We start from the raw sequence: 26,436 nt of genomic DNA, 5'->3' as shown, positions 1-26,436 counted from the left end.
AACACGGAAGTTAAGCCCCTCATCGCCGATGGTACTGCACGGGAAACCGTGTGGGAGAGTAGGACGCTGCCGGATTTTTTTTGCGAGCCCCCGAACCGCGCAGCGCGGTTCGGGGGTTTCGCCTTTTAAGTCCCCGACGCGCGAGCCGCTGCCGGGTCGGCTCACCAAGCCTGAACGCATCGGACCGCAGCCCGAGCGAGGGCTCGTCCTTCGTGTCGGCGGCGACGCCGTCAGCGACGCGGCCTTCCCCCAAGGACCGAGCGCCGCTCCGTGCATCGGTAGTCCCAGACCCGAACCGTCTCGTAGCTCTCCTCGGGCTCCTCGTGCCCGCCGAGGGTGCGGACGAGCGCCAGGGCGAGGGGCTCGTCGTCGTCTTCGGGAGCGTGCCCCGAGACGATCGCCTCGCGCTCTGCGACGATCGTGAAGCCGCCGCCGCAATCGCGCGCGACACGCTCGAGCGTCTTCGGTCTATCACCCACGATGATGCTGCCCCCGGCTTCGTTCCGCTCGAGGAGCCGTCCGGCGGTCGGGGTGCACGCGACGAGTCCGGTGGCGACGGCGATGAAGACGAGTCGCTTGAGCGCTGGCTGCACGTGCCTCTCCTGGTCGATGGCGGCTGGTAGCCTTCTTCTATCGGCCGGCGTTGGCGAGGGCAGGGCGGAGGGGGCGCGGCTCGTCGCAGCGGTAGCTCAACTCCCACGCGGTGAGGGGATGCTGCACGCTGGTCTCTTCGTGGGAGGCGGTGAAGAGACCGAAGCCCGTGGTCTCGGACTTCTCCTCTCGGTAGAAGCCCACGACCACCTCCCGCTCTTCGACGATGGTGAAGGGCCCGCGGCAATCGGCGCGCACCTGGTCGAGGCTGGCCTCCCTATCGCCGAGTCGGATGGTTCCGCCCTCCTCGGTTCGCACGACGAGATGTCCGCGCTGCGGCACCTGGCCATGGGCGCAGCCCTGCGCGAGCAGGGCGACGAGCCAGAGCGCCCCAAACGCGATCCCCACCCGATCCAATCGACGTTCGATCATGGTGGGCGTGCAAAGCAACAGGTGTGCCTGCTGCTCACGCTGCGTAATGGGTGGCTCCAGCCATCGAGAATTGCAGGAGGAAGTGGGGCTGGACGGCGCGACGTGCCCGCAGGTACATGGCAGGGGCGGCGTCCGTCGGCCTGACATCCGTGTCGGGGTGGGCTGTCCCTTCACCCGCCAGGGGAGAGGCAGGAGACTCACCCCGCGAGCGCTCCAGCGGAACCGCCGCCCGTCGCGTCCTCGGGATCGCGGAAGCGATAGCCGACGCCGCGGACCGTCTCGATCCACGCCGCGGCGCCCCCCAGCTTCTCCCGCAGCCGCTTGATGTGGGTGTCGATGGCGCGCTCGGAGACGTCGTCGTCGTCGGACCAGGCGTCGGCGAGGAGCCGCTCGCGGGTCTGGACGCGGCCCCGTCGCTCCACCAGCAGCGAGAGGATCCGGAATTCGAGGGCGGTGACGCCCGCCTCGGCGCCGTCGACCAGCACCCGGTGACCGGCGCGGTCGACCGTGATCGGCCCGGCGTGCACCCGCTCGGTGCTCTCGGCGGTGGCATCGCTGCGCCGCAGCACCGCCTTCACCCGGAGGACCAGCTCCCGGAGGGAGAAGGGCTTCACCACGTAATCGTCAGCGCCGAGCTCGAAGCCGACGATGCGGTCGACCTCCTCACCCCGCGCGGTGAGCATGATCACCGCGGCCTTCGAAGTGACCGGATCCCGCTTCAGCTCGCGGCAGACGTCCGTGCCGGAGATGTCTGGGAGCATGAGGTCGAGCAGGACCAGGTCCGGTGCTTCCCGGCGCGCGAGGCGGAGTGCCTCGGTGCCGCGTGCAGCCAGGGCGGTGCGCAGGCCTTCGCGGCGCAGGTTGTAATCGAGAACCGCCTGGAGATCGGGCTCGTCTTCGACGATGAGGACCAGTGCCATGGTGCGTGTTCTGCCAGCCCGAACGCGCAGCCGCGGGGCGCACGGGTGACAAGGTGGTGACGCAGCACCGGCCGGCCCACGCGGGCAACGCTCGAGCGGATTGTCCGATCTCCGGCAGCACTACCCCAAGCGAGGGTGGGGCTCCACCGACTTACCCGCTGCGCCCGCCGGTGCAGCGGCTATGCACGGAGATCCGCCGGCGGGACGGTCGGCGCAGGAGGATTCGAGACGATGACGATCCACAAGGGCCTCGGGATGATTCTGCTCGCCGCGCTGCTGGCCTTCGCCGGGGCTGCGTGCGGCGACGACGACGACGACGACGGCGGCAATGGTGGCGCCGGCGGGGCCGGCGGCACCGGTGGCACGGGTGGCACCGGTGGCACGGGTGGCACGGGTGGTACGGGTGGTACGGGTGGTACGGGAGGCACCGGCGGCACGGGTGGAGCCGGCGGCGCCGGAGGCACGGGTGGCGCAGGCGGCGCCTGATCCGCCGCGGGACCGGCACCCACCTCGTCGCCCAGCGGCTGGATGCAGGAACGACGACGGGCCCCCGAGGTTGCACCTCGAGGGCCCGTCGTCCCTTCGCGCCGCTGCTGGCGACGGTCAGCCCGTCACCACCCGTCTACTGCCCGGGTGCCGCACGTCCCGCCCCTCGACGTAGAAGATCACCATCTCGGCCACGTTGGTCGCATGGTCGGCGATCCGCTCGAGGTGCTTGGCGACGAAGAGCACCGCCATCGCCCGCGGCGTGGTCTGGGGATCCTCGACCATGAAGCCGAGGAGCTCCCGGAAGATGCCGTGGTAGAGCTGGTCGACCTCCTCGTCCTTGCGCAGCACCGCACGGGCCATCGAGGCGTCGCCGGCGACGAAGGCGTCGAGGGCATCCTTGAGCATCCGCTGCGCGATCTCCGCCATCTGCGGGACGTCGACGTAGGGCTTGAGCGGCGGCTCCTGGTTGAGCTGCAGCGCACGCTCCGCCACGTTCACCGCCAGGTCGCCGATCCGCTCCAGATCGGTCACCACCTTGAGCGCCAGCGTGATGAAGCGCAGGTCGGACGCCGCGGGCTGCCGCAGCGCGAGGAGGCGCAGGCAGAGCTCGTCGATCTCGACCTCGAGGCGGTTGACCCGCTTGTCGGCTTCGCGCACGCCCTCGGCCATCTCGCTGTCGCGCTCCGACAGGGAGCGAACGGAGAGGACGATCGCCTGCTCGACGAGTCCGCCGAGGGTCAGGAGCTTCTCGCGGAGATCCTTGAGCTCCGCCTCGAACATCTTGTCGGTGTGCATGGGCATTCGGGCGATCTTATCCGAACTTGCCGGTCACGTAATCTTCCGTGCGGCGTTCACGAGGGTTGGTGAAGATGGTCTCGGTGGGCGCGAACTCCACCAGCTCACCCATGTAGAAGAAGGCGGTGTAATCGCTGACGCGCGCCGCCTGCTGCATGTTGTGGGTGACGATCACGATGGTGTAGCGCTCCTTCAGCTCGTGGATCAGCTCTTCGATTCGGGCCGTGGCGATGGGATCGAGCGCGGAGGCCGGCTCGTCCATGAGCAGGACCTCGGGCTCCACCGCCAGCGCCCGGGCGATGCACAGGCGCTGCTGCTGGCCGCCGGAGAGACCGAGCGCCGAGGTGTGGAGGCGATCCTTCACCTCGTCCCAGAGCGCGGCGTTGCGCAGTGAGCGCTCCACGATTCGCTCGAGTTTCACCTTGTCCTTCTCCCCCTGGATCTTCGGGCCGAAGGCGATGTTCTCGAAGATGGTCTTCGGGAAGGGGTTCGACTTCTGGAAGACCATGCCCACGCGGCGGCGGAGCTCGACCACGTCGACGCCGCGGCCGTTCAGGTCGGCGCCGTCGATGGTGGCGGCGCCGTTGATCCGCACGCCGGGGATGAGGTCGTTCATCCGGTTGAAGCAGCGCAGGTAGGTCGACTTGCCACAGCCCGAAGGGCCGATGAGGGCGGTGACCTGCCGCTCCGGCATCTCCATCGAGATGCCGTGGAGCGCGCGCTTCTCGCCGTAGTAGAGCTCGAGGTTCTTCGAGGCCAGCTTGGCCCGGTTCGGCTGGGTATTCGGCATGGTTTTCAGGCGCGACCTGCCCGCAGACGCGAGCGCAGGGTGATGGCGACGAGGTTGAGCAGGACCGTAACCAGCAGGAGCACCAGAACCGTCCCGTAGAGGATCGGCTTGGTGGCCTCGATGTCGGGCGACTGCGTGGCCAGCACGTAGACGTGGTAGCCGAGGTTCATGAACTGATCGTAGGGCGCCGTGGGAAGGTGCGGCAGGAAGTAGGCGGCGCCGGTGAAGAGGATCGGCGCCGTCTCGCCGGCGCCGCGGGCCACGGCGAGGATCGCGCCGGTGAGGATGCCGGGCATCGCCTGCGGCAGCACCACCTTCACCAGCGACTCGAACTTCGTCGAGCCCAGCGCCAGGGCCGCCTCGCGGTGCTCGCGGGGCACGGTGCGGAGCGCCTCCTCGGTGGCGACGATCACCACGGGAAGGGTGAGGGTGGCCAGGGTGAGCGAAGCCCAGAAGATCGCCGGCTGTCCCCAGACGACCCTGCCGCCGTAGAAGAAGTTGTCGATCCCGCCGCCCACGAACTGGATGAAGAAGCCGAGGCCGAAGAGGCCGAAGACGATCGAGGGGACGCCGGCGAGGTTGTAGACCGCGCTGCGGATCGCGCGGGCGAAGATCCCCTCCTGGTTCGCGTACTCGTAGAGGTAGATGGCGGTGAGCACGCCCACCGGCACCACCGCGATCGTCATGATCAGGACCAGCAGCACGGTGCCGAAGATCGCCGGAAAGATGCCGCCTTCGGTCATGCCCTCGCGCGGGCTGGCGCTGACGAACTCCCAGGAGAGCTTCGGGAAGCCGTTGATGCCGACGTCGAGGAGGATCCAGGCGAGCAGCGCGATGATCACCACCGCGGAGCTGCCGGAGATGCCGGCGAAGATCACGTTCGCCCGGGTGTGGGCGGAGAAGCGGGCCGCCTTCATGCCGCGATCCCTCCGAGCTTCTTGCGCAGCCGCGCGACGTACCAGCCGCCTGCGGTGTTGAAGGTGAGCGTCACCAGGAAGAGCAGGCAGCCGAGGAAGAAGAGCACCGACCAGTGGGCGCCGCCGACGACGACCTCGCCCATTTCGGCGGCGATGGTGGCGGGGATGGTGCGCACGGGCTTGGTGGGATCGGCGCTCAGGATGGCGGCGTTGCCCGAGGCCATGAGCACGATCATCGTCTCGCCCATGGCGCGGCCGAAGCCGAGGACCACCGAGGCGAAGATGCCGGGGGAGGCGGCGGGGAGCACCACCGACCAGGCGGTGCGTGCCTTCGAGGCGCCGAGGGCGAGGGAGGCCTCCCGGTAGGAGCGGGGCACCGCGATGAGCGCATCCTCGGTCACGGTGTAGACCACCGGGATGATCGTGAGCCCCAGGGCGGCGCCTGCCACGATGGCGTTCAACCGGAAGTGGAAGCCGAAGGTGTCCTGGAAGAGGCTCGCCAGCACCATCAGGGCGAAGAAGCCGAGGACCACCGAGGGGATGCCGGCGAGCATCTCGATCGCCGGCTTGATCGCCTCGCGCAGCCGCCGGGAGGCGAACTCCGCGGAGAAGACCGCGGCGGCCACCGCGAGCGGCACCGCGAAGAGCAGCGCCACCAGCGTCACCTTGAGCGTGCCCACCGCCAGCGGCGCGAGGCTGTACTTCGGCGTGTTCGAGACCGGCTGCCAGGAGTAGGAGGGCGCGGCGCCCTCCTTCCAGGCCTGGGGCAGGAACATCTGCGCCGGCGTCACCTCCTCGCGAACGTGCTCGTCCGTGAAGAGGGGAAGCGCCTCGCGGAGCACGAACACGAAGATGAGCACCACCGCGGCGATGGCGGAGAAGGCGACCGCAGCGATGACCCAGCGGGCCAGCTTGTCGGTCAGCTTCCGCCGGCGCATGCCGGGCAGCTGCCGGGCACCTGGGCCCTGCGCCGCTGCAGCGACCGCTGCAGGCGGAGGGGAGGCGGGAAGGCGCAGCTCGCTCTCGTCCACGATGGGAATCTCCATGTTTCGCTTCGAGCCTTACTTGGCCGGAGCGGCCTGCTTCTCGCCGGCCTGCCCGTTCTCGGTGCCTGCGGGAGCGGCCGGAGCGGGCGCTGCCGCCGCCTTCTTCGGGAGCGGGTAGTAACCCACCTCCGAGGCGATCTTCTGCCCGGCGTCCGACTTCGCGTAGTCGATGTAGGCCTTCACCGCGCCGGTGGGCTCGCCGGCGGTGTACATGAAGAGGCTGCGGCTGATCGGGTACTTGCCGCTGGTCACGTTCTCCAGCGAGGGCTCCACCGCCTCGCCGCCGGTCTCCTTGCTCACCGGAACGGCGCGGATGCCCGAGCCGTAGGCGATGCCGCCGTAGCCGATGGCGTTCGGGTCCTTGGAGACCGCGTTCACCACCGCGGCGGTGCCGGGGAGGCTCTGGGTCTCGGCGGCGAAGTCCTCGTCGGCGAGGACCTCCTCCTTGAAGTAGGCGTAGGTGCCGGAGTTGTTCTCGCGGCCGTAGAGCAGGATGGGGGCGTCGGCGCCGCCGAGCTCCTTCCAATTCTTGATCTGGCCGGTGTAGATGCCCTCGAGCTGCTCGAGGCTGAAGGCCTGGATCGGGTTCTTCTCGTTGACGTAGACCGCGAGACCGTCGAGGGCCACCGCGTGCTCGATCGCGGGCGCGCCGCGCTTCTGCTCCACCTGCTTCTTCTCGGCGTCCTTCATCGCGCGCGATGCGGTGGCGATGTCGGTGGTCCCGTTGATGAGCGCGGCGATGCCGGTGCCGCTGCCGCCGCCGGTGACCTGCACGGTCATGCCCTGGTTCTCCGCCATGAGCCGCTCGGCGAGGCGCTGGGCGAGGATCACCAGGGTGTCGGAGCCCTTCACGGTGACGGTCTTCGAGGCTGCGGCTGCAGGCTGGCTACCCTCGGTAGCCTGCTGCTCGCCGGCGGGCTTCTCACTGGTGCAGGCGGCGAAAAGGGTCGCCGCTGCGAGAAAGGAAAGGATGCGAACGGTCACGTGGTCGTCCTCCATTTGACTGGTGGCGCACGGTAGGGCGGCTGTGTGACAGCACGGTGACAGCCGCGGGAAAAGGAGGGCACAGAACCCGGCCCTTCCGAAGCGAGCGCTCCGGATGCGGGATTGACGCCCTTTGCCGGTCCAGCGTGGAACCGATTGCGAGAAAGTCGGGTCTCCACCCATCCGGCGCCCGCTTCCCTGCCGACGGAGCGGGACCCCACGGCCCCCGGCCCACCGGCGACTTGGCAAGCAACCGCTGCTTGATTGTCACATAGCTGCCACCTGGGCCCTGCACCTTGGCGCCACGGCGTAGCCATCGAGCCGCCATCGAAACGGAAAGGAATCGACATGACCCGCCACAGCGTGCCGAAGCGCTCGACCCTGACCTCCCTCACCGGCGCAGCCCTGCTGCTCGCCGCCACCCCTGCAGCGGCGCAGGAGCCCGCCGAGGCCGGCGAGGCGCAGACGCCGAAGGGCGTCGTCGTCACCGCCAAGCCGGGCAAGGGTGTCGTCTTCGAGCAGGAGGGCGACTACCGCCTTCGGCTCCGCGGTCGCTTCCAGGTGCTCGAGACCCTCTCGGAGGCGGACGGCGACCTGTCCACGGACCTCTACATCCGGCGTGCGCGCCTCGCCATGGACGGCTACGTCTGGGACGAGGACATCACCTACAAGATGGAGCTGGCCTTCGCGCCCCGGGACCTCGACGAGACCGGCTCTCCCGTCCTCGACGCGTACCTCGAGCTGCAGCAGCTCCGCGATCTCCAGCTGCGGATCGGCATGTACAAGATCCCCTTCGACCGGCAGCGGGTGATCTCGTCCGGCGACCTCCAGCTGGTCGACCGTTCGCCGCTCATCGCCGAGATGACCCTCGATCGCGACATCGGCTTCACGCTCCACTCCGACGACCTCTTCGGCAACGACGGCCGCTTCGGCTACTGGCTCGGCTTCTACGGCGGCGATGGCCGCGGCAGGGTCGAGGCACCCGCGGGCTTCCTCTACCTCGCCCGCGCCGAATACCGGCCCTTCGGCGCCTTCGAGGACTACGTCGAGGCCGACCTCGATCGCTCCGCCGATCCCCGTCTCGCCCTCGGTGCCTCGATCGCCTGGAACCAGAACGCGATCCGCACCAACAGCAACCGCGGGTCCGCGTTCCGGGAGGAGTTCTCCACCCTGGAGGGCTTCGAGGGCTTCGACTACCTCCACCTCGAGGCCGACGCGATCTTCAAGTGGAGCGGCCTCTCCGTCCTTTCGCAGTTCATCTGGCGGGACGAGCGCGGTGACGGTGCCTTCACCGGCGAGGCGGGCGGCGAGACCGTCGTCGTCGATCCGCGCAATGGGTGGGGCTGGTTCGTGCAGGCCGGCCAGATGATCGGGCCGCACTGGGAGATCGCCGCCCGCTACACCGAGCAGCACACCCTCGACGGCGCCTCGCTCGATCTGCGGGAGTCGCTCGCCGAGGCGGGCCGCGAGCTCGGCGGCGGCGTGAGCTGGTACCTCCACGGCCACCAGCTCAAGGTGCAGGCCGACTACTTCCGCCTCTGGGGCACCGAGGTGGACGGACTCGACGCCATCGCCTTCGAGGATGGCGCCAACCAGGTCCGACTGCAGCTGCAGGCAGCGTGGTGAACCAAACGCCACGCAGGTAGCGGAGAGAGCCGTGCGGATCGCTCCCCACGGCTCTTCTCTTTTGCGGAGGCGATTCCCGCGATCAGGCAGCCGGCAGCCGCACCCAGAATCGCGAGCCGGCGCCAGGCTGGCTCTCGACCCCGACGTCCCCGCCGCTCTGCTGGGCGACGTGCTTGGCGATGGCGAGGCCGAGGCCGGTGCCGCCGACGTCGCGGGAGCGGCCTGCATCGACCCGGTAGAAACGCTCGAAGATCCGTCCCTGGTGCTGCGCCTCGATCCCCGGCCCGGTATCTGCCACCACCAGGCGCACCGCGCCCTCCGCCGCCTCCGCAGAGAGGGTGACGGTGCCGCCTGCCGGCGTGTACTTGATCGCGTTGTCGACGAGGTTGCCGACGATCATGTCGATGGCCCGGGGATCCGCGTGGACGTGCAACCCCTCCGCCGGCTTCCGGACCAGGAGCGCCAACCCCTTGCGCTCCGCTCGATCCCGCGCCGCCTCGGCGAGGCGGCGCAACGCCGCATCCGCTGCGAGCGGCTCCGGCGCGAGGCGGATGCCGCCCGACTCGACGCGGGAGAGATCGAGCAGATCGTCGATGAGCCGGGAGAGCCGCTCCGCCTGCCGTCCCAAGCCACCCACGAAGCGCTCCGCCGTGGCGCGATCGTCGAGGGCGCCGCTGGCGAGGGTCTCGGCGTAGCCGCGGATCGCGGCGACCGGGGTGCGCAGCTCATGGGAGGCGCTGGCCACGAAATCGCGGCGCATCGCCTCGAGGCGGCGCAGCTCGGTGACGTCGCGCACCACCACCCCCCCCGCCGCCTCGCTCCCCTCGGGCCGCGGGGCGGCGCGGCCGACGAGCTCGCGCCGTGGCGGCCCCTGGAGGACGAGCTCGAGGGGCGCCGCGCTGCCGGAGGAGGCCTGCTGCACCGCATCGAGGAGCGCCGGGAAGCGCACCGTCTCGATCAGCGGCTGGTCCTGCGCGCTACGGGGCAGGGCGAGCAGGTGCTTCGCCGTCTCGTTGGCGAGGAGCAGCGATCCGTCGGGGCGGAGCACCAGCACCGCCTCCTCCATCGCAGCGAGGACGGCGTCGAGCAGATCGCGCTCGGCGGTGAGCCTGCCGATCTGCTCGGCGAGCCGTCCCGCCAGCCGCTCCAGCGCCACCGCCACGTCGCCCAGCTCGCCGGGGCCGCGGGGCACGGTGAGGTTGCTCAAGTCGCCCGCGGCCATGCGCCGCGCCGCGACCTGCAGGTCGCGCACGGTCCTTCCCGCGACGTGGGAGGCGGCACCGCCGAGGAGCGCGGCGATGAGGAGCCCCAGGCCCGCTGCGAGGAGCACGGCGCGGTGGGCGGCCGCCATCGAATCGTCGAGGGAGGCGAGATCCTCCGCCGCCCTGGTGACCCTGCCCCCACCTGCATCGACGGCGACGTAGTGGGTCTCGATCCCGGTGGTGGTCGAGCGCCGCTCGGCGAGGCCCACCAGTCCCTGCCGCGCGGCGAGCACCTCGGACCTGCCGGCGTGGGAGCCCGCAGCGCGAAGCTCCGGCGGGAGCACCGCGCTGTCCGCGGCGAGAAAGCCGTCGGTGCCGACGACGCTCATGCGGAAGCCGGTGGCGCGGCCCAGCCGCTGCACCGCCGTTTCGGGATCGATCCCCGCGTCGAGCTGCTCGGCGAGGGCGCTGGCGGCGACGCGCAGCCGCTCGTCGAGCTGCGACTCGAGCTCCCCGCGGAGGATGGGCCGCAGCGCCAGCTCCACCGCGCCGAGCACGACGAGGGAAAGGATCAGATGCGCGACCAGCAGGCGGCCGCCGATGCCGAAATTCACTGCGCCTCCGGACAACGGACGCTCGAGGCTCGTCCAACGATTCCCGGACAGCCCTTCAGCCCTCGCCCTCTTCGCCGTCCACGCGCTCGGCGAAGCGGTAGCCGACGCCGCGGACGGTCTCCACGTAGTCGCCGGCGCCGAGGAGCTTCTCGCGGAGCCGCTTCACGTGGGTGTCGACGGTGCGCGTGGTCACGTCGGGGCTCATCTCCCAGACGTCCTCGAGGAGGCGCTCGCGGGACTGCACCCGGCCGCGCCGGGAGAGCAGGGTCCAGAGCAGCTTGAATTCCAGGGCGGTGAGGGCGACGTCCTCGCCGTCCACCACCACCTTGTGGCGGGGTCGGTCCACGAGGAGCCTGCCCGCGACGATCGGCTTCTCCTCCTGCGTCTCGGGCTTGCCCCGCCGGAGCACGGCGCCGATGCGCAGGGTGAGCTCGCGGACGCTGAAGGGCTTCACCACGTAGTCGTCGGCGCCGAGCTCGAAGCCGACCACCCGGTCGATCTCCTCGCCGCGGGCGGTGAGCATCACCACCCGCGTTCCGGCGAAGGCCGCGTCGCTCTTCACCCTGCGGCAGACCTCGGTGCCCGGCACGTCGGGCAGCATGAGATCGAGCAGGATCAGGTCCGGCTTGATGCGCCGCGCCTGCGCGATCCCTTCCGCGCCGGTCGCCGCCTCGACCACCTCGTGGCCCGCCGCCTTCAGGTTCCAGGCGAGCAGGTCGCGGAGATCGGTCTCGTCCTCGACGATGAGAATCTTGGCCACGGGCTCACTCTGCCCCATCCCGCGCCTTCGTCAAGCCGAGCAGCTGCCGCTCCGATGATTTCGCCTTCCCGTCACGCGGCCGTCACGCGAGGGAAACGCGCTCCCGAAGACGGCGATGCCGCCCCGGGAGAGCCGGGACGGCATCGGCTGCCACGAGGATGGCCGCGGCGATCAGACCGCCGAGAGGAACTCGTCGTTCGAGCGGAACTCGCCGATCTTGTTGAGCAGCTTCTCCATCGCCTCGACGGGCTTGTAGTTGGAGAGCGCCACGCGCAGGAGCCGGATCTTCTCGTACTCCTTCTGCGTGAAGAGCTTCTCCTCCTTGCGCGTGCCCGACTGCGGGATGTTCACGGCGGGGAAGATGCGCTTCTCGGCGAGGGCGCGATCGAGGGTCACCTCCATGTTGCCGGTGCCCTTGAACTCCTCGAAGATCACCTCGTCCATGCGGCTGCCCGTGTCGATGAGCGCGGTGCCGATGATGGTGAGCGAGCCACCCTCCTCGCAGTTGCGGGCGGCGCCGAAGATCCGCTTCGGCTTCTCGAGGGCCTTGGAGTCCACGCCGCCGGACATGGTGCGGCCGGACGACTCGATCTCCTTGTTGAAGGCACGGGCGAGGCGGGTGATCGAGTCGAGCAGCACCACCACGTCCTTGCCCTGCTCCACCAGCCGCTTGGCGCGCTCGATGGTCATCTCCGCCACCTTGAGGTGATCGGCGGAGGAGCGATCCGAGGAGGAGGCGTAGACCTCGCCCTGGATCGAGCGGCGCATGTCGGTGACCTCCTCGGGACGCTCGTCCACGAGGAGCACCATCAGCACCGCGTCGGGGTGGTTGGCGCTGATCGCCTGCGCGATCTTCTGGAGCATGATCGTCTTGCCGGTCTTGGGCGGCGCGACGATCAGCGCGCGCTGCCCGAAGCCGATCGGAGCGATCAGATCGAGCACGCGGGTGAGCTGCTCCTTGCCGTTGGTCTCGAGCCGGATCCGCCGGATCGGATCGATCACGGTGAGGCCGGAGAAGTCGGGCCGGTTCCAGGCCTGCTCGGGCGGCACGCCGTCCACCGTCTCCACGCGCTGCACCACCAGCTTGCCGCGCTGCTGCGCGCCGGCGACGAGGTGCGCGCCGGAGCGGAGGCGGAGCCGCTGCACGAGGTGCTTGGGGATCTCCGGGTCGTCCGGGCTCGGGAGAAAATTCTTCTCGGGCCGGCGCAGGTAGGCGTTCTGCCCCTTCACCTCGGTGTCGAGCATGCCCTCGACCTGCTGCAGCTGCGGCTGCGCCGAGGCCTGCTGCTGCGGTGCCGCTGCCGCGCCACCCTCGGCGCCGGGCTGCGGGCCCTGGCCACCGCCACCGCGGCGACCCCTGCGGCGCCGGCGCCTCTTGCGGCCTGCCTCACCCTGGGGCTCGCCGCCAGCTGCGGCGCGGCCCTCGCCACCCTGCGCCGCAGGGCGGTTCTCGGAGCCCGACTCGGTGCCGGGGTGCGCTGCCATCATCTGTGCGTCGCCAAACTCGTTCGCTGCCATTCGCGTCACTTTCGCTTCCAGAGCGTGCCGAGGAAGCCGCGGCCGGTGGCGGACTCCCTCTCCTTGCGCTCGCGGAGGGTGCGCAGGTCGCGCCTCGCCTCCTGGTGGTCCGGCTTGTCGAGCAGGATCTTCCGCAACCGGCGCTCGGCGGCGTCGAGCTCGCCTTCTCCGATCTCCAGCTGCGCTTCCAGATATTCCGTCACCAACGACCGGGGGATGAGGGCGCGGGCCCGGGCAAAAGCCTCGCGTGCCTGCGCAGCGGCGGCAAAGCCGTGCGCCTGGTAGGCGGAGGCGCCCAGGTACGCCCAGAATTCGGCTTCGGCGGGATTGATCTCCACCGCCTGCCGAAGCAGCGCCTCCGCATCCGCATAACGCTGGGTGCGATAGAGCGCTTGCGCCTTGAGAAACATCTCCTCGGCCCGGAGGACCGCGGCGACGTCCGTGGGCAGGCCCTTCGCCTTCCGCTCGAGGAAGACGTCGTACTCTGCCCGCTTCGCGGGATCGGAGAGGACCGAGTGGGCCTCCGAGACCCGCGCGAAGATGCGCTCGACGAGGGGCGCGAGCCCGTCGAGGTCACGCCCGGCGAAGGCATCGCTGTGCCAACGCTTCGCCGCGGCGAAATAGGCCTGCTTGATCGCAGCAGGAGCGGCTTCGGGAGGAAGCCCGAGCACCTCGTACCAGGTGCATCCCTCGCTCCGACGATCCTCCGCCTCGACGGCCCGCCGTTCCTCTGCCGAGAGCGGCGTGCCGCGGTTGGAGGCGGCGCTCTGCCGCGCCTTCCGGGCCTCTCCCTGCAGCTGGGAAACCACCGGCGGGCGGGGTCCATGCCCCGGGGTTGCGGCAGGCGCGAAGCGCAGCAGCGCGAAGCCCGCCAGCGTGAAAAGCAGGGCGAGCTCCTCCTCGGAGAGCCGGGTGAGCAGCTCCATCGCCGTGGAGGCGCCGAGGGCCGCTGCGGCGAGAGCGGAGGAGATCCCGGCCTCGGCGAGGAGCGTCTCCAGCTCGGGATGGGCGGCGAGCCGCTCGTTCCGGTGGCGATCGAGCCAGGCGCGGATCGTCGGGGCAGGGTAGGCGGCGCGCACGCCGGCCAGCGCGAGGGCGAGGGGATGGTGGCGCGCCACCACCGCAGGGGCCCGCTCGCCTTCGACGAACGACCAGCCACCAGACGGCAGGGAGCAGGAGCGCACCACCACAGCGGCGGCCTGCCGGGAGAGCGCCGCGGCGAGGGCCGCGTCGTCGAAGGCGCCGGTGGCGCGCAGCGCCTCGTGGAGCGGAACCCGGGCGGAGCGGACGTGGGCCAGCGCCGCGTCGAGCTGCGCACGGGGCAGGGCCCCGGCGGCGACGTCCGCATAGCCCGCCAGAGTCCGCGGTTCGTTGGAGGTGCCGGAGACCACCAGGCCCTCCTCGAAGAAGATCCGGGCGCGGAATCCCGGCGCGTCGAGGTCGAGCACGCCGGTGGCCCGCCGCCGGCAGATCTCGCCGAGGACCACGTGGACGGGCCGCTCGCGGAGCTGCCCTGCCATGGGGAGGTGGGGCGGGAGGGCGGGCCCCGGGGTGGTGGCGGTCAGCGCTGGCTCGAGGGCGTGTCGCACCGCCTCGCCCAGCTCTTCGGCGCGGATCGGTTTGCCCACTGTCGCCTGGCGGCGCTGCCCGTTTTCGTTCACCCGGTCCTGCCGTTCGCGTGCGGCGAGGAGCACCACGGGAAGCGTGCCCATCCGTCGCTGCAGCTCGTTCGCGGTGCGCGGCCCAGCCCCACCCGGGAGGTCGGCGTCGATCACCGCCACATCGGCTTCGCCGGCGAGGAGCCGCCCGAGGGCAGCTTCCGCCGACCGTTCCGTCGCAACGATCCCACCCAGCGCGCCGAGCGCATCGGCAGCAGGCCGGAGCACCCCGTCGTCGTCGCTCAGGATGAGGATCTTGCTCGCCATGCGGAACCTAGGGCTCTCGCGCAGCCGGGGAAAGCGGATCACCGGCGATGGGGGGCGTGGGAGCCCCTGCGTGGACAAATCGGATCGGTGCGGGGCCGGACGAACCGGCCGGAAACTCTTCAGGCGTCTGCAGGGCGCAGCCGGCTCGGGAGGTCCGTCCCCACGTGCCCGGCTCTTGCCACCGTCGCATCCGGCCGATACGGCCCGCGCTCTGGCTGCTGGGGCAGCGCCTCGTGGCGCTTGCCTCGAAAAACGAGTGCGGTTCGATCTACCGGCAGCTCGTCCGCCGGCGGAATTCTCGCCCTGCGGATGAACCCATTGGCGGTTCTAGCACGGTCGATACCGGGCGACAACCGGCATTCCGGCACGTGCGGAGAAGAAATCGCCGCACGGGAGGCCGGTCGCTGCGCGACGAAACACCGGCCCGGTGGTTCAACGAACCTCGATCTCGAAGGGCGCGAGGGCCCAGAGCCCCCGCTCGTTGGGCAGGAGGAGGGCAGGCGGCAGCCGGTCCCGGACCAGCGCCGCAACCGGGTCGGGGAGCTCGAGCTGCGGCGTCTCGAGGGTGAGCGCGAAGCCAGGGCCGAGGGAGAGGAGCGCGGCGCCGGGCCGGTAGACCCGGTACTCCACCGCCGTCTCCGCGCCGAGCCCCCCCTGCTCCCTGGCGTAGCGGAGTGCCTGCGACAGGCCGCCGAGCTCGTCGACCAGCTTCCGTTCGTACGCCTGCGCACCGGTCCAGACCCTGCCGCGGGCCACCGCGTCCACCGCCTCCACCGGGAGCGACCGGCCCTCCGCCACCGCCTCGACGAAGCCTCGGTAGGCGTCCTCGACGTAGCGCTCCATCGCGGCGCGCTCCGCTTCGGACCAATCGTCCTGGAGGCTGCCGATGTCGGCGAGGTCGCCGCGCAGGCTGCGGTAGCTCTTCACCTCCACGAAGTCGAGGAGGCCTTCGAAGGAGGGCTTGAGCCAGAAGATCCCGATCGAGCCGGTGATCGTCCCGGGGGCTGCGAAGATCCGCTTCGTGCCCACCGCGGCGAAGTAGCCACCGGAGGCTGCGGCGTCGCCCATCGAGGCGACGATCGGCTTGCGGTCCCGGGCCTTCACGATCGCCCGCCAGATCCGCTCGGAGCCCGCAGCGTCGCCGCCGCCCGAATCGATCCGGAGGACGATCGCATGGACCCGCGGATCGCTCGAGGCGCTCTCGATGGCGTCGACCACGGTCTGGGCGCCGGTGGTCTCGACGAAGCCGAAGTCGCCGCCGCTCCTGCCGCCGGTGATCGTCCCCTCGATCGGCACGATGGCGACGATCGGCGCAGCCCCCCAGGAGTCCCAGGCCTCCGGTCGAAGCGCCTTGTCGGCCAGGGTGACCCTGCGACCGAGCCAATCCTCCAGCTCCTCTTCCAATTCGTCCGGGTAGACGAGGTCGTCGACCAGGCCGAGCTCCTTCGCCAGCCTCCCGGACTGGATGCCCGTCTCCAGCGCTGCGCGAAACGCCGCCTCGTCGATCTTCCGGCTCCCGGTCACTGCAGCCACGTAGCGGCCGAAGAGATCGTCGAGGAGGGAGTCGATCACTTCGATCTGCTCGTCGGAGATGTCGTTGCGGGTGAGCTGATCCGGCGCGTTCTTGTAGGCGCCGACCTTCACCGCCTCCACGTCGACGCCCAGGAGCGACAGGGTGTCGGCGTAGAAGTTCACCCGGGTGGCGAAGCCGTTGACGAAGAGCGCCGACTCCGGCGTGGCGTAGATCCGGTCGGCGGCGCTGGCCACGTAGTACTCGGTGTCGTCGCCGCCGGAGAGGAGCGCCACCACTGGCTTGCCGCTGGCGCGGAAGTCGAGCAGCGCCTGCCGCAGCTCGAAGGCCTCGCCCTGTCCCACCTCGGGGAGGCTGCGGAGCTTGACCACGAGGCCTTCGACGCCGTCGTCGCCGGCGAGGCGGTGCAATCCTTCGATCGCGTCCACCATCGCGTCCCGCTGCCGGGAGGGGAAGAGCTGCAGCCCGGTTGCGGTGCGCATGGCACTGTCGAGATCCACCACCGCCATCCGGCCCTTCCGCTTCAGCCCGATGCCCTGCCGCGACGCCTTGCTCACCTCCGCCGCGACGAGGAAGCCGGGGTCGCCCTCGCCGCTCTGGAGGATCGGCGTCGCCTCGAGGCCGAGGTGGTCGAAGTCGAGGGCGAGGCCGAGCTGCGCAGCCACCGGCCCCTCGCCGTCCACGCGGTGGGAGAGGGCGCCGATGAGGCTCACGCCCCGCAGGACCTCGGCGCGGGCGGTGTAGCCGAGGCGCATGGCGTCGAAGCCGTTCTCGTCGCCGGGGGCCTCGGCGCCGAGGACGACCCCGTCCACCGCGAGGGTGAGCCAGTCGCCGACGGGGCGCAGGCCCACCGAGCCGATGTAGCGACGGGGCAGCCGGGTGCCGCCGAAGTCGGAGGCGTCCACGTCGGCGACGGTGAAGCCGACGCTGAGCCAGCGCTCCGGTCTGGCGATGGCGCCCACGTCCACCGAGACCACGTCCTCCAGGGCGTCGAGATCCGCGGAGAAGAGCCGCAGCGCCGCGCCGAGGGCGAGGGTCTCGCCGCCGAGGGAGAGGGCCCACGTGGTGCGGCGGTAGTCGCCGATCCCCGGCTGGTGGCGGAGCCACTCCACCGCAAAGGTGCCGCCGAGGGGGCCCACCAGCTTGCCGCCCAGGTAGAGGCCGTCGCCGTTGCCGCTGGCGTAGTTCCCGCCGTCGACCCCCTCCTGGTGGAGGTAGCGCAGCGAGAACGATTGCAGGCCGATGGCGGCGGGGTTGACCACTGCAGCGGCGGGACCCTCGGTGATCGCGCCGGAGGCCGCGGGCTGCTCGAGGCCGTCGGTGGGCGCGCGGGCGAGCTCGGCGGTGATCTGCGCCGCTGCGGCGAGGGGAGAAGCGGCGAGGACGAGGGCGCAGGCGGACGAGAGCAGGCGGTGCACCGTGGCTCCTTCGGGGAGTCCGTCCGATCGGCGCCGAGGCAGCTACGGACGGCCTCCGCTTGCAGGGGAGCGGCAGCTACGTCCGCTCGGACGCAGGGCCAGGGGCGGAGCATGCGGTCGCCGCCACGGCGGCGCAAGAGAGATGCTTCCTCCGGCGGTGGGGTCGCGCCTGCGGCAGGGCGGCGCTAGGTTCCAACCGTCAGGCAGGAGGAGGAGGCAACGTGTCGCTCGCCGGCTCGCATCCCTTCGAACCACACCGTGATCCACCGCCGAGGAGCTGCCCCCATTGCAGCTGCGACCTCCACGGGGACCGGCTGTGCGAGGTCTGCGGCGCCGCGGACTTCCACGGCGCCGGCCTGTGGGTCTGCTTCGCCTGCGGGGAACGCAACCGCAGCCCCGACGAGCGCTGCAGGGGCTGCGGCAAGAACCACGTGATCGCCTGCCCTGCCTGTGGCTACGAGGGCTACCACCGCGACCTGCGCTGCGAGAGCTGTGGTGCTGCCCGGGCCCTCTATCCGACCATCCGCAAGATGTTGCTGGAGGCGGCCCGGCCCCACCCGGCGCCGGTGGCCCGCAACCGCGCCATCACCGTCTCGGTGGTCCTCGCCCTGGTGGCGCTCTCGGCTGCCGTGTCGCTGGGCCTCGCCGGCAAGCGGAGCGAGGCTGCGGTGGCGGCGAGCGCCGGTGGCGCCGGCGCCCTCTCCACCGCGCTCCTGGGGCGGCGGCGCAGCGGGGAGCGGACCGGCCTCAACTAAGGGCCCGAACGACGACGGCCGGCACCCGCAAGGGCACCGGCCGTGGCTTCGCGCCAGGCGTGGACTTCAGGCGGCGTTGGCGACGCCGAAGGCGCGGAGGATCCGCTGGGCGTGGTGGCCGAGGCCGAGGAACTGCACCTCGTTGGGCATCTCCGACAGGCCCATCGCGAGGATCCCCAGACCGAAGTCCGACAGGCGCTGGAGGCGGGAGAAATCCACCACCACCGGCTGGCCTGCCTGGTTGATCTGGTCGCGCAGCAGGTAGGCCCCGCTTCCGTCGAGGACGCCACCCAGGCGCAAGCGGATCCCACCCTCCCCCATCTCCGGCTCGATCGTCAGCTCGCTCATGGAAAACTCTCCGGACGCATTGATTGGCTCTGCTTTCGAGGCCGTCTCGGAAGCCGACGCAGGATGGGCATCGGGCGGTGGTGTCGCAAGGTCGCGCGCCGGTCTCTTTTGGGGCTGGTGAACACCAGGCTACCCCGACCGGCGGAGACGCCTGCGGGGAGGCCCTGGCTCCACGAAAAAGAAAGAGGGCGACCCCTGCAGGCCGCCCTCTCGCTTGTCGTGGATCCAACGGCAGGCGTCAGTTCGAGCGCATCGCCCGCAGCCGCTTCACCCGCTCCGCGATCGGCGGGTGGGTGGCGAACCACTGGAGGATCGAGCGCCCCGCAAGGGGGTTTACGATGTAGAGCGAGGCGTGGGCCGGGTGGCCGTTGTCCGGCACGTACTGCACGCCGCGCTCCAGCTTCTCCAGTGCATCGGCCAGCGCGTGCGGGTCGCCGCAGATCGCCGCGCCGGTGGCGTCGGCGCCGTACTCGCGCGAGCGCGAGATCGCCAGCTGCAGCACCGTCGCCGAGATCGGGGCGAGGATGATCAGCGCCAGCATCCCCACGAGGCCGCCTGCGCCTTCCTCCTCGTCGTCGCTCCTGCCGCCGCCAAAGATCATCGCCCACTGCATCATGTGCGCGATGCCCGAGATGGCGCCGGCGATGGTGGCGGCGATGGTGGCGATCAGGGTGTCGCGGTTCTGGACGTGGGCGAGCTCGTGGGCGAGGACGCCCTCGACCTCGCGGCGGTCGAGGATCTGGAGGAGGCCCGTGGTCACCGCCACCGCCGCCTTCTCCGGGCTGCGGCCGGTGGCGAAGGCGTTCGGGGTGTGGCTGGGGACGAGGTAGAGCCGGGGCATCGGCATCCCGGCCCGCTGGGTGAGGCGCTCGACGCTCTCGTGGATCCAGGCCGCCTCGCTGCGCTCCAGCGGGCGCGCGCCGTGCACCTTCAGCGCCAGCGTGTCCGAGAACCAGAAGGCGACGAAGTTGGAGAGGAGCGCGAAGACGCCGGCGATGAGCACGCCGGTGGCGCCGCCGATGAGGTTGCCGACCACGAGGATCAGCGCCGTCATCGCGGCGAGGAGCACGCCGGTCTTCAGCCAGTTGCCGAAGCCGCTGCTGGCGGAACGGGGTGCGGTGGGGAAGCTGCGGGTCGCGTCGAAAGCCATCGTCTCCTCGGCCGGTTTGCCGGTGGTGCTGCGTGCGTTCCCAGCCTAACCATTCCGGCGGAAAGGCAAGGGCCCTGCAGGCGCGCAGGTAGCATAGGCTGCCGCCGCACGCTCGCCCTGCAACCGCGGACCCTGCAGGAAAAGTCCCCCGGGGCGTGGAAACCTCCCGGCACGGCGGCGGTTTTCAACAGGTGCCGCTTTGCGGGTCGGCCTCGGTTGGTGCTATCGGGGCTGCTGGACCCGTGTGCAGTAGCTCCAGGGAGGACGCAGATGGCGAAGGCGAAGAGCGCGGCGGGCCGCAAGGCGGGGCGCACCTCCTCGGGACAGCTCGATCTGCTGGGCCCTGCGCCGGCGGCGTCGCGGGCGGTCGACCGGAAGGTCGGGGCGCCTCCTCCGAAGGTGGTGGGCGGCAAGCCGGGGAAGGCGCAGAAGGCCTCGAAGACACAGAAGGCGCCGCCGAAGAAGGCCCCTGCCCCTGCAGCGAAGCCGAGCCGGCGGGCCAGGGCCGAGCCGAAGCCGGCGCGGAGCCGGGCCCGCGGCAAGGTCCAGGCGCCGCCGCTGCCGGTGGAGCCGCCGCAGGCGTTCACCGAGGCGGCGGAGGCCGAGCAGCCGCCGCGGGCGCCGAAGCCGAAGCGCCGTGCCACCGCCGAGCAGATGGCCACCAGGCAGCGGGAGATCTCCGTCTCGGAATTCTTCTCCAAGAACCGCCACCTGCTGGGCTTCGACTCGCCCACCAAGGCGCTCCTCACCACGGTGAAGGAGGCGGTCGACAACTCCCTCGACGCCTGCGAGGAGGCGGGGATCCTCCCCGACATCACCGTCGAGATCCGCGAGGTGCCCGGCGCGGGCGACCGCTACGTGGTCGGCGTGGAGGACAACGGCCCCGGCATCGTCAAGGCCCAGGTGCCGAAGATCTTCGGCAAGCTGCTCTACGGCTCGAAATTCCACCGGCTCAAGCAGTCCCGAGGCCAGCAGGGCATCGGCATCTCCGCAGCGGCGATGTACGGGCAGATCACCACCGGCAAGCCGGTGCAGGTCTGGACCAAGACCGGCAGGGGCCGGCCCGGCCACCGCCTCGACGTGCAGATCGACACCCGCAAGAACGTGCCGGTGGTGGTCGCCGACGACGAAATCAAGCTCGAGAAGGACCACGGCACCCGGGTCGAGATCGAGATGCAGGCGGACTACGGCCGCGGCCAGCGCTACCTGCTGCGCTACGTCGAGCAGACCGTCCTCGCCAACCCGCACCTCGCCCTGACCTACAAGCGGCCCAACGCCGAGCCGATCCACTTCCCCCGGGCGGCGGAGGAGCCGCCCAAGGAAGCCCTCGAGATCAAGCCCCACCCCTACGGCGTCGAGGTGGGCACGCTCATGCTGATGGCGAAGGAGAGCAAGCACCGCGACGTGCGCTCCTTCCTGCAGAACGAGTTCTCCCGGGTCTCCGCGCTGGTCGCCGACGAGATCCTTCGGAACGCCGGGCTGCGTCTCAAGCTCCGGACCGGCGAGCTCGCCGAGGATCGCGAGGTGGCGGAGAAGCTGCGCAAGGGGATCCTCGAGACGAAGATCATGGCGCCGCCCACCAACTGCCTCTCGCCCATCGGCGACGAGCTGATCCGCAAGGGCCTGATCTCCTTCCTCAGCGTGGTGGAGGACGAGGCGGAGGAGATGCCCGACCTCGATCTCTTCGAGGGGAAGGGCAAGCGGGGCCGCGGCAGGAAGAAGCTGAAGGAGAAGAGCGCCGAGGAGCGGCAGGCGGAGATCGAGAAGGCCGCTGCGGACGCAGCGCCGCCGGAGCCCGGCGAAGAGCTGATCAAGGGCAAGAAATTCTTCATCGTCTCCACCACCAGGCCGCCCAAGGTCTACCGCGGCAATCCCTTCCAGGTGGAGGTGGGCCTGGCCTGGGGTGGCGACTGGCCCCAGGACAAGCAGATCGAGCTCTACCGCTTCGCGAACCGCGTGCCGCTGCTCTTCCAGCGCGGCGCCTGCGGCGTCACCGACGGGGTGGTGAAGACCGATTGGAAGAAGTACGAGCTGCAACAGCCCCGCGGTGGCCTGCCGGTGGGGCCGATGGCGCTGCTCGTGCACATCGCCTCGGTGTGGGTCCCCTTCACCTCCGAGTCGAAGGAGGCGATCGCGCACTACCCGGAGCTGCTCGCCGAGATCCGGCTGGCGCTCCAGGAGTGCGGCCGCAAGCTCGCCGCCTTCCTGCGCAAGCGCAAGGCGGCGGCCTACGAGCTGAAGCGCCGCTCGATCTTCGAGCTCTACATCGAGGAGGTGGCGCGCTCGCTCCACGAGCTCACCGGCGCCGATCGGGAGACGGTGAAGGCGCAGCTCCTCGAGATGGCCCGCGACGTCACCGGCGGCGAGGAGACCGACGAGATCCTCGACCGGGTGGCGAAGGGCGGCAAACGCCGCGACGACGACGAGGACGGCGAAGTGATGGAGGAGGAGCGCTAAATGGCCACTCGCAAGGATTCGGCTATCGCGGAGCAGACGCTCGCCAAGATCGAGAAGCTCGCCCTGGGCGTGGTCTCCGAGGTGAAGCGCAAGAAGCATCCGCGCCTCGAAGTGCCGCTGCGCACCCTCTCCAACGTGCACTTCAACGCACGCCGCAAGATCATCGAGCTGGGCAAGGACAAGCAGGAGCGCACGTTCTTCAACGTGTCGCAGGCCCGCAAATTCATGCAGACCTTCCTGGTGGCGAGCGCCTGCAAGGAGCTGCTCGAGGCCGGCAAGACCACCAGCATCCGTGATCTCTACTACATGACCAAGCACACGCTTGGTGACACGAAGCAGAACACCTTCGAGGAGCAGGACGAGTCCGATCCGATCATCGAAGATCTCGAGGTGACGGTCGACGCGCTCCGCGAGGAGCTCCATCTCTTCGCCAACCGCAAGGGGCTGATGGTGGGGCCGATGACGATCATCGACTCCGGCGACACCATCGACCTGCGGCGGCAGGGCTCCGGCGGCTGGGGCGTCCCCTCGATCGTCGAGCCCGAGGTGATCCGCTTCGGCAAGCACGAGGCGAAGTACGTGCTCCTCGTCGAGAAGGAAGCGGTGTGGAGCCGCTTCAACGAGGACAAATACTGGAAGAAGGAGAGCTGCATGCTCATCCACGGCGGTGGCCAGCCCCCCCGTGGCGTGCGCCGCCTGGTGCAGCGCATGGCGAGCGAGCTCAAGCTCCCGCTCTACGTCCTCGTCGACAACGATCCCTGGGGCTTCTACATCTATTCGGTGATCAAGCAGGGCTCGATCAACCTGGCCTACGAGTCGATGCGCATGGCCGTGCCGGGGGCGCGCTTCGTCGGGATCTCCTCCTTCGATCCGGAGACCTACGATCTGCCCGCCGAGGTCGCGATCCGCATGGACGACGGCGACCACAAGCGGATCAAGCAGATGCTCGAGTACCCCTGGTTCCAGAACAAGAAGTGGCGCCGGGAGCTCGAGGCGATGGCGAGCAACAACAAGAAATACGAGATCGAGGCCCTCTCCCGCCGCGGCATCTCCTTCATCACCGAGGAGTATCTGCCGCGGAAGCTGGCGGAGCGGGACTTCCTCGAATAGGCGTTCTCGAGGGACCGAAGCGCTGGCCTTCCGGGGCAGCGCCTGCCAACCTTGGCGCGATGCGCTGTCTCGTCTTCCTCGCTTCGTTTCTCCTCGCGATCGGCGCCGCCTCCGCGCAGACGGCCGGCAGCGCCGCGCCCCTCTCCGGCGTCTGGGTTCCGGGCGAGCTCCTCCGCGCCCTGCAGGCGGAGACGCCGCAGGAGATCCCCTGCTACCTCGTGATCGAGAGCCAGCCCACCCTCGAGGTCCTCGAGGAGTGCGGCGGTGGCCGCTCGCGCTGGACCGGGGCGGTGCTCGAGGCGGAGCGGGCGGGCAGGCTCGAGGTTCACGCCGGTGAGCAGCGCCGCCTCGTGTTCAGGGCGGGCACCCCCAACGAGCTCGAGCTGATCCGGAGCAGGCCCGGCGAGGAGCCGGAGCTCGTCCGGCTCTACCGGCTGCCGGCGCAGCTGGAGGATCGGCTCCGCGCCTGGGCCGCGGCGCAGCAGCTCCTGGTGGGGAGCTGGCGCACCGAGGACGGCGTGGAGGTCCGCTTCGAGCCGGACGGCAGCTACCGGATCGCGCAGGAGCAGGGTCGCTACCGCCTGCAGCCAGGGGCGCCCCTGCCTGGGGCGTGGGGCGTGCTCTTCCTCGAGCCGGCGAGCCCCGGCGACGCGGCGGGGGAGCGGATCTACCTGCTCACCGGCGCCGGGAGGCGGGTGGGGCTGGCGCTGCCGCCGGCCCACCTCGTGCCGGCGCTGCGCGGCGAGGCCACCGGGCAGGAGGAGGGCGTGCAGGAGCAGGGTGTCGCGCCAGGGACGCAGCAGCAGGAGCGCGGCGTCGTCCCCGGTGCTGGGGGGCAGCAGGAGGCGGCGCCGCCTGCCGGAGGTGCCGGTGGCACGCCGCAGCCGGAGGCGCCTGCAGCCGAGGTGATGCCGGAGCGCGCCAGCGATCTCGAGGTGGCGATCTGGCTGGGGCGCACCGGCCCCGGTGTCGAGCAGCAGCCCACCGCCCCTGCGGCTCCGCAGCCCGAGCTCCCGCAGGGCCCCGCGGAGGAACCGCCCCCGATCGCCCGTCCCATCGAACCGGAAGGGCGCTGTGGCTGCGGCGCTGCAGAAGGGGGCTCCGGCCTCGCGCTCCTCGCGCTCGGCGGGGTTGCGCTGCGTCGGCGGCGGCAACAGGATGCCGCTTCGTCCGGATCTTCGACATGAGCGGGGAGGCGGGGATGGAACGCTACGTCAAGCAGCTCGAGCTCGGACCGATGGCGAACTTCATCTATCTCGTCGGCGCCGCCGGTGCCCGCGAGGTGGCTGTCGTCGATCCGGCCTGGGACGTGGAGTCCATCCTCCGGGCGGCGGAAGAGGACGGCAAGGAGATCACCGCGGCGCTCCTCACCCACCACCACCACGACCACGTGAACGGCGTGCAGCCGCTCCTCGAGCGCAAGCCCGGGGTGCGGGTCTACGCGCAGCGGGCCGAGATCGCGATCTCCCCCATGCTCCAGGGGCTCGGCGGGGACGTCACCGCCGTCGGTCCCGGCGACCGCGTCGAGGTGGGCCCGGTGCGGATCACCTGCGTCCACACGCCCGGCCACACGCCCGGCGCGCAATGCTTCCACTTCGACGAGGCGCTGGTCTCCGGCGACACGCTCTTCATCGGGGGGTGCGGCCGCTGCGATCTGGAGGGCGGCGATCCGGCGGCGCTGTTCGACTCGATCCACCGGGTTCTCGGTGCGCTGCCCGACCGCACCGCCGTCTTCCCCGGCCACAACTATGCCGACAGGCCCGTCTCCACCATCGGTGAGGAGAAGGCCACCAACCCCTATTTCCAGCGCGGCGATCTCGCTTCGTTCGTCGCGTACCGAATGCGCCCGCGCACCTGAAGGACTCGATGACGCTCGCACCCGACGCCCCCTTTCCCTCGCTCTTCCTCCCCCGGGTCGGCGGCGGCACCGTCCACCTCGGCGGACCGGCGCCCACCCTCGTCCTGGTCTTCCGCGTCGATTGCGCCGCTTCGGGCCACGCGGCGCAGGCGGTGGGCCGGATCGCGGAGAAGCTCCAGCCCAAGGGGCTGGTGGTGGTGGGCGTGGCGCAGGACGATCCCGGCGACGCCGCAGCCTTCGCCGCCGAGCACGGCCTCGGCACCGTCGAGCTCTGCACCGACGCCTCGTCCTACATGGCCTCCGACGCCCTCGAGGTCGGCCGCACCCCCACCGTCCTCCTCGTCGATCGGCAGCGGGTGGTGGCCTCGCTGGAGGGCTGGGCCCGGCGTGAATACAACGGCCTCGCCGCCAGGGCGGCGGAGCTGGTCGGTGCCGAGGCGCCTACCGCGAGCCCGCGCTCCGACGGCCTGCCCGACATCGCGCCGGCGACCGTGGCGCGCAACGCCGGGTAGGCTCGCGTGGATCAGCGCAGCGCGCTCTTCCGCAGCGCCAGCCAGAGCACGAGGCAGGCGAGGCCCAGCCAGAGCACCGCCCAGAAGAGCGCCGGGATCCCGGTGGCAGCTGCGAGCACGCCTGCATCGCTCCTGCTGCTCTGGCGGAGGATGAGGTCGTCGCGGATGTCCCAGAGCGCGTAGAGCGCGCTGAAGACGCCGAGGAAGAGGGCGGTGATCCGGCTCCACTTCGGCGGGAGCACCCTGGCGAGCACCGCGAAGAGGAGCGCCATCGCCGCGGTGAAGAAGATGGTGAAGCCGTCCCGGGCCCAAAGCCCCAGCGCCACCACCAGGAAGGCGGCGAGGCCCTCGAGCACCGGCTTGCCGCTCGCGCTCCTGCCCGCCCAGTAGAGGATCCCCGCGCCGAAGCCCATCGAGCCCAGGTAGCCGCCGGAGGCCACCAGCACGTGGGGGAAGAGGCCGGCGGGCACGCGGCTGCGGGTGACGCCCCCTTGCGCGAAGTCGACGGCGATAGAGTCGACCCGCCCTCCGGCGAGCCAGGTGGCGAGCGCATGGCCGCTCTCGTGGAAATGGACGACCAGCAGCTTGAGCGGGTAGACCGTCCACGAATCCCAGAGCCAGAGGGCTGCCGCCACGAGGAGTGCGAGCGCGAGGAGCGGGGCGAGGCGCATCCCGCCCGCATACCACG

At 70.7% G+C, this 26,436-nt stretch carries 24 protein-coding genes; 8 read left to right on the top strand and 16 right to left on the bottom strand.

The annotated features are described in order from the left end of the window. Positions 1-230: 230 nt before the first annotated feature. The 3 genes from ACESMR_RS19910 to ACESMR_RS19900 all read right to left on the bottom strand — a co-directional run bounded on the left by ACESMR_RS19910 (position 231) and on the right by ACESMR_RS19900 (position 1,943). Positions 231-593 carry a hypothetical protein gene (locus tag ACESMR_RS19910; RefSeq protein ID WP_373048872.1) on the bottom strand — a complete coding sequence of 121 codons (363 nt, stop codon included), beginning with the start codon at positions 591-593 and terminating at the stop codon, positions 231-233. Positions 594-630: 37 nt separating this feature from the next. Next, on the bottom strand, positions 631-999 hold the full coding sequence (locus ACESMR_RS19905) for a hypothetical protein (protein ID WP_373048871.1): 369 nt from the start codon (positions 997-999) through the stop codon (positions 631-633). 221 nt (positions 1,000-1,220) lie between these two features. Further along, a complete protein-coding gene (locus ACESMR_RS19900; RefSeq protein WP_373048870.1) occupies positions 1,221-1,943 on the bottom strand; it encodes a response regulator in 723 nt (240 codons plus the stop codon). A gap of 231 nt (positions 1,944-2,174) precedes the next feature. On the opposite strand from ACESMR_RS19900, the gene ACESMR_RS19895 reads away from it, so the two are divergent. Continuing rightward, positions 2,175-2,429, top strand: a complete 255-nt coding sequence (locus ACESMR_RS19895; protein ID WP_373048869.1) for a hypothetical protein — start codon at positions 2,175-2,177, stop codon at positions 2,427-2,429. A 117-nt stretch (positions 2,430-2,546) separates the two neighbouring features. Here the strand turns inward: ACESMR_RS19895 and phoU are convergent, their stop codons facing one another. From phoU to ACESMR_RS19870, 5 genes are read right to left on the bottom strand one after another with little or no spacing between them, the layout of a single operon-like run. Then, positions 2,547-3,233 (bottom strand): phosphate signaling complex protein PhoU, encoded by a 687-nt coding sequence (phoU, locus tag ACESMR_RS19890; protein WP_373048868.1) that lies wholly within the window; start codon positions 3,231-3,233, stop codon positions 2,547-2,549. A 10-nt stretch (positions 3,234-3,243) separates the two neighbouring features. Beyond that, positions 3,244-4,017, bottom strand: coding sequence for a phosphate ABC transporter ATP-binding protein PstB (pstB, locus tag ACESMR_RS19885; protein WP_373048867.1), 774 nt, complete (start codon positions 4,015-4,017; stop codon positions 3,244-3,246). A gap of 5 nt (positions 4,018-4,022) precedes the next feature. After that, positions 4,023-4,934 carry a phosphate ABC transporter permease PstA gene (gene pstA, locus ACESMR_RS19880; RefSeq protein ID WP_373048866.1) on the bottom strand — a complete coding sequence of 304 codons (912 nt, stop codon included), beginning with the start codon at positions 4,932-4,934 and terminating at the stop codon, positions 4,023-4,025. Next, a complete protein-coding gene (gene pstC, locus ACESMR_RS19875; RefSeq protein ID WP_373048865.1) occupies positions 4,931-5,980 on the bottom strand; it encodes a phosphate ABC transporter permease subunit PstC in 1,050 nt (349 codons plus the stop codon). The genes pstA and pstC overlap by 4 nt, the downstream gene beginning before the upstream one ends. A gap of 15 nt (positions 5,981-5,995) precedes the next feature. Next, positions 5,996-6,964, bottom strand: a complete 969-nt coding sequence (locus ACESMR_RS19870; RefSeq protein ID WP_373048864.1) for a phosphate ABC transporter substrate-binding protein — start codon at positions 6,962-6,964, stop codon at positions 5,996-5,998. A gap of 348 nt (positions 6,965-7,312) precedes the next feature. Between ACESMR_RS19870 and ACESMR_RS19865 the strand changes: the two genes are divergently transcribed. Then, positions 7,313-8,590, top strand: a complete 1,278-nt coding sequence (locus tag ACESMR_RS19865; protein ID WP_373048863.1) for a porin — start codon at positions 7,313-7,315, stop codon at positions 8,588-8,590. 82 nt (positions 8,591-8,672) lie between these two features. Here the strand turns inward: ACESMR_RS19865 and ACESMR_RS19860 are convergent, their stop codons facing one another. From ACESMR_RS19860 to sppA, 5 genes are all read right to left on the bottom strand, one after another. Continuing rightward, positions 8,673-10,406, bottom strand: a complete 1,734-nt coding sequence (locus ACESMR_RS19860) for a sensor histidine kinase (RefSeq protein WP_373048862.1) — start codon at positions 10,404-10,406, stop codon at positions 8,673-8,675. A 55-nt stretch (positions 10,407-10,461) separates the two neighbouring features. Beyond that, positions 10,462-11,166, bottom strand: a complete 705-nt coding sequence (locus ACESMR_RS19855) for a winged helix-turn-helix domain-containing protein (protein ID WP_373048861.1) — start codon at positions 11,164-11,166, stop codon at positions 10,462-10,464. A 171-nt stretch (positions 11,167-11,337) separates the two neighbouring features. Beyond that, positions 11,338-12,684 carry a transcription termination factor Rho gene (gene rho / locus ACESMR_RS19850; RefSeq protein ID WP_373048860.1) on the bottom strand — a complete coding sequence of 449 codons (1,347 nt, stop codon included), beginning with the start codon at positions 12,682-12,684 and terminating at the stop codon, positions 11,338-11,340. A gap of 5 nt (positions 12,685-12,689) precedes the next feature. Beyond that, positions 12,690-14,609 carry a DnaJ domain-containing protein gene (locus ACESMR_RS19845; RefSeq protein WP_373048859.1) on the bottom strand — a complete coding sequence of 640 codons (1,920 nt, stop codon included), beginning with the start codon at positions 14,607-14,609 and terminating at the stop codon, positions 12,690-12,692. Positions 14,610-15,041: 432 nt separating this feature from the next. After that, positions 15,042-17,558 (bottom strand): signal peptide peptidase SppA, encoded by a 2,517-nt coding sequence (sppA, locus tag ACESMR_RS19840; protein WP_373048858.1) that lies wholly within the window; start codon positions 17,556-17,558, stop codon positions 15,042-15,044. Between the two features lie 221 nt (positions 17,559-17,779). Between sppA and ACESMR_RS19835 the strand changes: the two genes are divergently transcribed. After that, positions 17,780-18,313: a hypothetical protein gene (locus ACESMR_RS19835; RefSeq protein WP_373048857.1), complete on the top strand. Its 534-nt coding sequence runs from the start codon at positions 17,780-17,782 to the stop codon at positions 18,311-18,313. Between the two features lie 66 nt (positions 18,314-18,379). Here the strand turns inward: ACESMR_RS19835 and ACESMR_RS19830 are convergent, their stop codons facing one another. Both ACESMR_RS19830 and ACESMR_RS19825 read right to left on the bottom strand, forming a co-directional pair. Next, entirely contained in the window at positions 18,380-18,661 is a 282-nt protein-coding gene (locus tag ACESMR_RS19830) for an STAS domain-containing protein (RefSeq protein WP_373048856.1), read from the bottom strand. A gap of 238 nt (positions 18,662-18,899) precedes the next feature. After that, a complete protein-coding gene (locus tag ACESMR_RS19825; RefSeq protein WP_373048855.1) occupies positions 18,900-19,811 on the bottom strand; it encodes a zinc metalloprotease HtpX in 912 nt (303 codons plus the stop codon). Between the two features lie 270 nt (positions 19,812-20,081). On the opposite strand from ACESMR_RS19825, the gene ACESMR_RS19820 reads away from it, so the two are divergent. From ACESMR_RS19820 to ACESMR_RS19800, 5 genes are read left to right on the top strand one after another with little or no spacing between them, the layout of a single operon-like run. After that, the gene (locus ACESMR_RS19820; protein ID WP_373048854.1) at positions 20,082-22,268 is read left to right on the top strand and encodes a DNA topoisomerase VI subunit B; all 2,187 of its coding nucleotides are present in this window, start codon (positions 20,082-20,084) and stop codon (positions 22,266-22,268) included. Further along, positions 22,269-23,378 (top strand): DNA topoisomerase IV subunit A, encoded by a 1,110-nt coding sequence (locus tag ACESMR_RS19815; RefSeq protein ID WP_373048853.1) that lies wholly within the window; start codon positions 22,269-22,271, stop codon positions 23,376-23,378. A gap of 59 nt (positions 23,379-23,437) precedes the next feature. Then, entirely contained in the window at positions 23,438-24,565 is a 1,128-nt protein-coding gene (locus tag ACESMR_RS19810; protein WP_373048852.1) for an MYXO-CTERM sorting domain-containing protein, read from the top strand. A 14-nt stretch (positions 24,566-24,579) separates the two neighbouring features. Next, positions 24,580-25,236 (top strand): MBL fold metallo-hydrolase, encoded by a 657-nt coding sequence (locus ACESMR_RS19805; protein ID WP_373048851.1) that lies wholly within the window; start codon positions 24,580-24,582, stop codon positions 25,234-25,236. A gap of 8 nt (positions 25,237-25,244) precedes the next feature. After that, positions 25,245-25,748, top strand: a complete 504-nt coding sequence (locus tag ACESMR_RS19800; protein ID WP_373048850.1) for a peroxiredoxin family protein — start codon at positions 25,245-25,247, stop codon at positions 25,746-25,748. 11 nt (positions 25,749-25,759) lie between these two features. Here ACESMR_RS19800 and ACESMR_RS19795 read toward each other — a convergent pair whose 3' ends face one another. Continuing rightward, the gene (locus ACESMR_RS19795; RefSeq protein WP_373048849.1) at positions 25,760-26,419 is read right to left on the bottom strand and encodes a M50 family metallopeptidase; all 660 of its coding nucleotides are present in this window, start codon (positions 26,417-26,419) and stop codon (positions 25,760-25,762) included. Positions 26,420-26,436: the final 17 nt, after the last annotated feature.

The organism is Vulgatibacter sp., assembly GCF_041687135.1.
Classification (GTDB): Bacteria; Myxococcota; Myxococcia; order Myxococcales; family Vulgatibacteraceae; genus JAWLCN01.
This window is presented reverse-complemented; position numbering and strand designations above follow the sequence as displayed.

Coding starts and splice junctions, on each gene's coding strand:
- ACESMR_RS19845 (WP_373048859.1), bottom strand. CDS start 14,609: ATGGCGAGCAAGATCCTCATCCTGAGCGACGACGACGGGGTGCTCCGG.
- pstC (WP_373048865.1), bottom strand. CDS start 5,980: ATGGAGATTCCCATCGTGGACGAGAGCGAGCTGCGCCTTCCCGCCTCC.
- ACESMR_RS19900 (WP_373048870.1), bottom strand. CDS start 1,943: ATGGCACTGGTCCTCATCGTCGAAGACGAGCCCGATCTCCAGGCGGTT.
- ACESMR_RS19800 (WP_373048850.1), top strand. CDS start 25,245: ATGACGCTCGCACCCGACGCCCCCTTTCCCTCGCTCTTCCTCCCCCGG.
- pstA (WP_373048866.1), bottom strand. CDS start 4,934: ATGAAGGCGGCCCGCTTCTCCGCCCACACCCGGGCGAACGTGATCTTC.
- ACESMR_RS19805 (WP_373048851.1), top strand. CDS start 24,580: ATGGAACGCTACGTCAAGCAGCTCGAGCTCGGACCGATGGCGAACTTC.
- ACESMR_RS19865 (WP_373048863.1), top strand. CDS start 7,313: ATGACCCGCCACAGCGTGCCGAAGCGCTCGACCCTGACCTCCCTCACC.
- ACESMR_RS19830 (WP_373048856.1), bottom strand. CDS start 18,661: ATGAGCGAGCTGACGATCGAGCCGGAGATGGGGGAGGGTGGGATCCGC.
- ACESMR_RS19820 (WP_373048854.1), top strand. CDS start 20,082: ATGGCGAAGGCGAAGAGCGCGGCGGGCCGCAAGGCGGGGCGCACCTCC.
- ACESMR_RS19795 (WP_373048849.1), bottom strand. CDS start 26,419: ATGCGCCTCGCCCCGCTCCTCGCGCTCGCACTCCTCGTGGCGGCAGCC.
- phoU (WP_373048868.1), bottom strand. CDS start 3,233: ATGCCCATGCACACCGACAAGATGTTCGAGGCGGAGCTCAAGGATCTC.
- pstB (WP_373048867.1), bottom strand. CDS start 4,017: ATGCCGAATACCCAGCCGAACCGGGCCAAGCTGGCCTCGAAGAACCTC.
- ACESMR_RS19825 (WP_373048855.1), bottom strand. CDS start 19,811: ATGGCTTTCGACGCGACCCGCAGCTTCCCCACCGCACCCCGTTCCGCC.
- rho (WP_373048860.1), bottom strand. CDS start 12,684: ATGGCAGCGAACGAGTTTGGCGACGCACAGATGATGGCAGCGCACCCC.
- ACESMR_RS19815 (WP_373048853.1), top strand. CDS start 22,269: ATGGCCACTCGCAAGGATTCGGCTATCGCGGAGCAGACGCTCGCCAAG.
- ACESMR_RS19895 (WP_373048869.1), top strand. CDS start 2,175: ATGACGATCCACAAGGGCCTCGGGATGATTCTGCTCGCCGCGCTGCTG.
- ACESMR_RS19810 (WP_373048852.1), top strand. CDS start 23,438: ATGCGCTGTCTCGTCTTCCTCGCTTCGTTTCTCCTCGCGATCGGCGCC.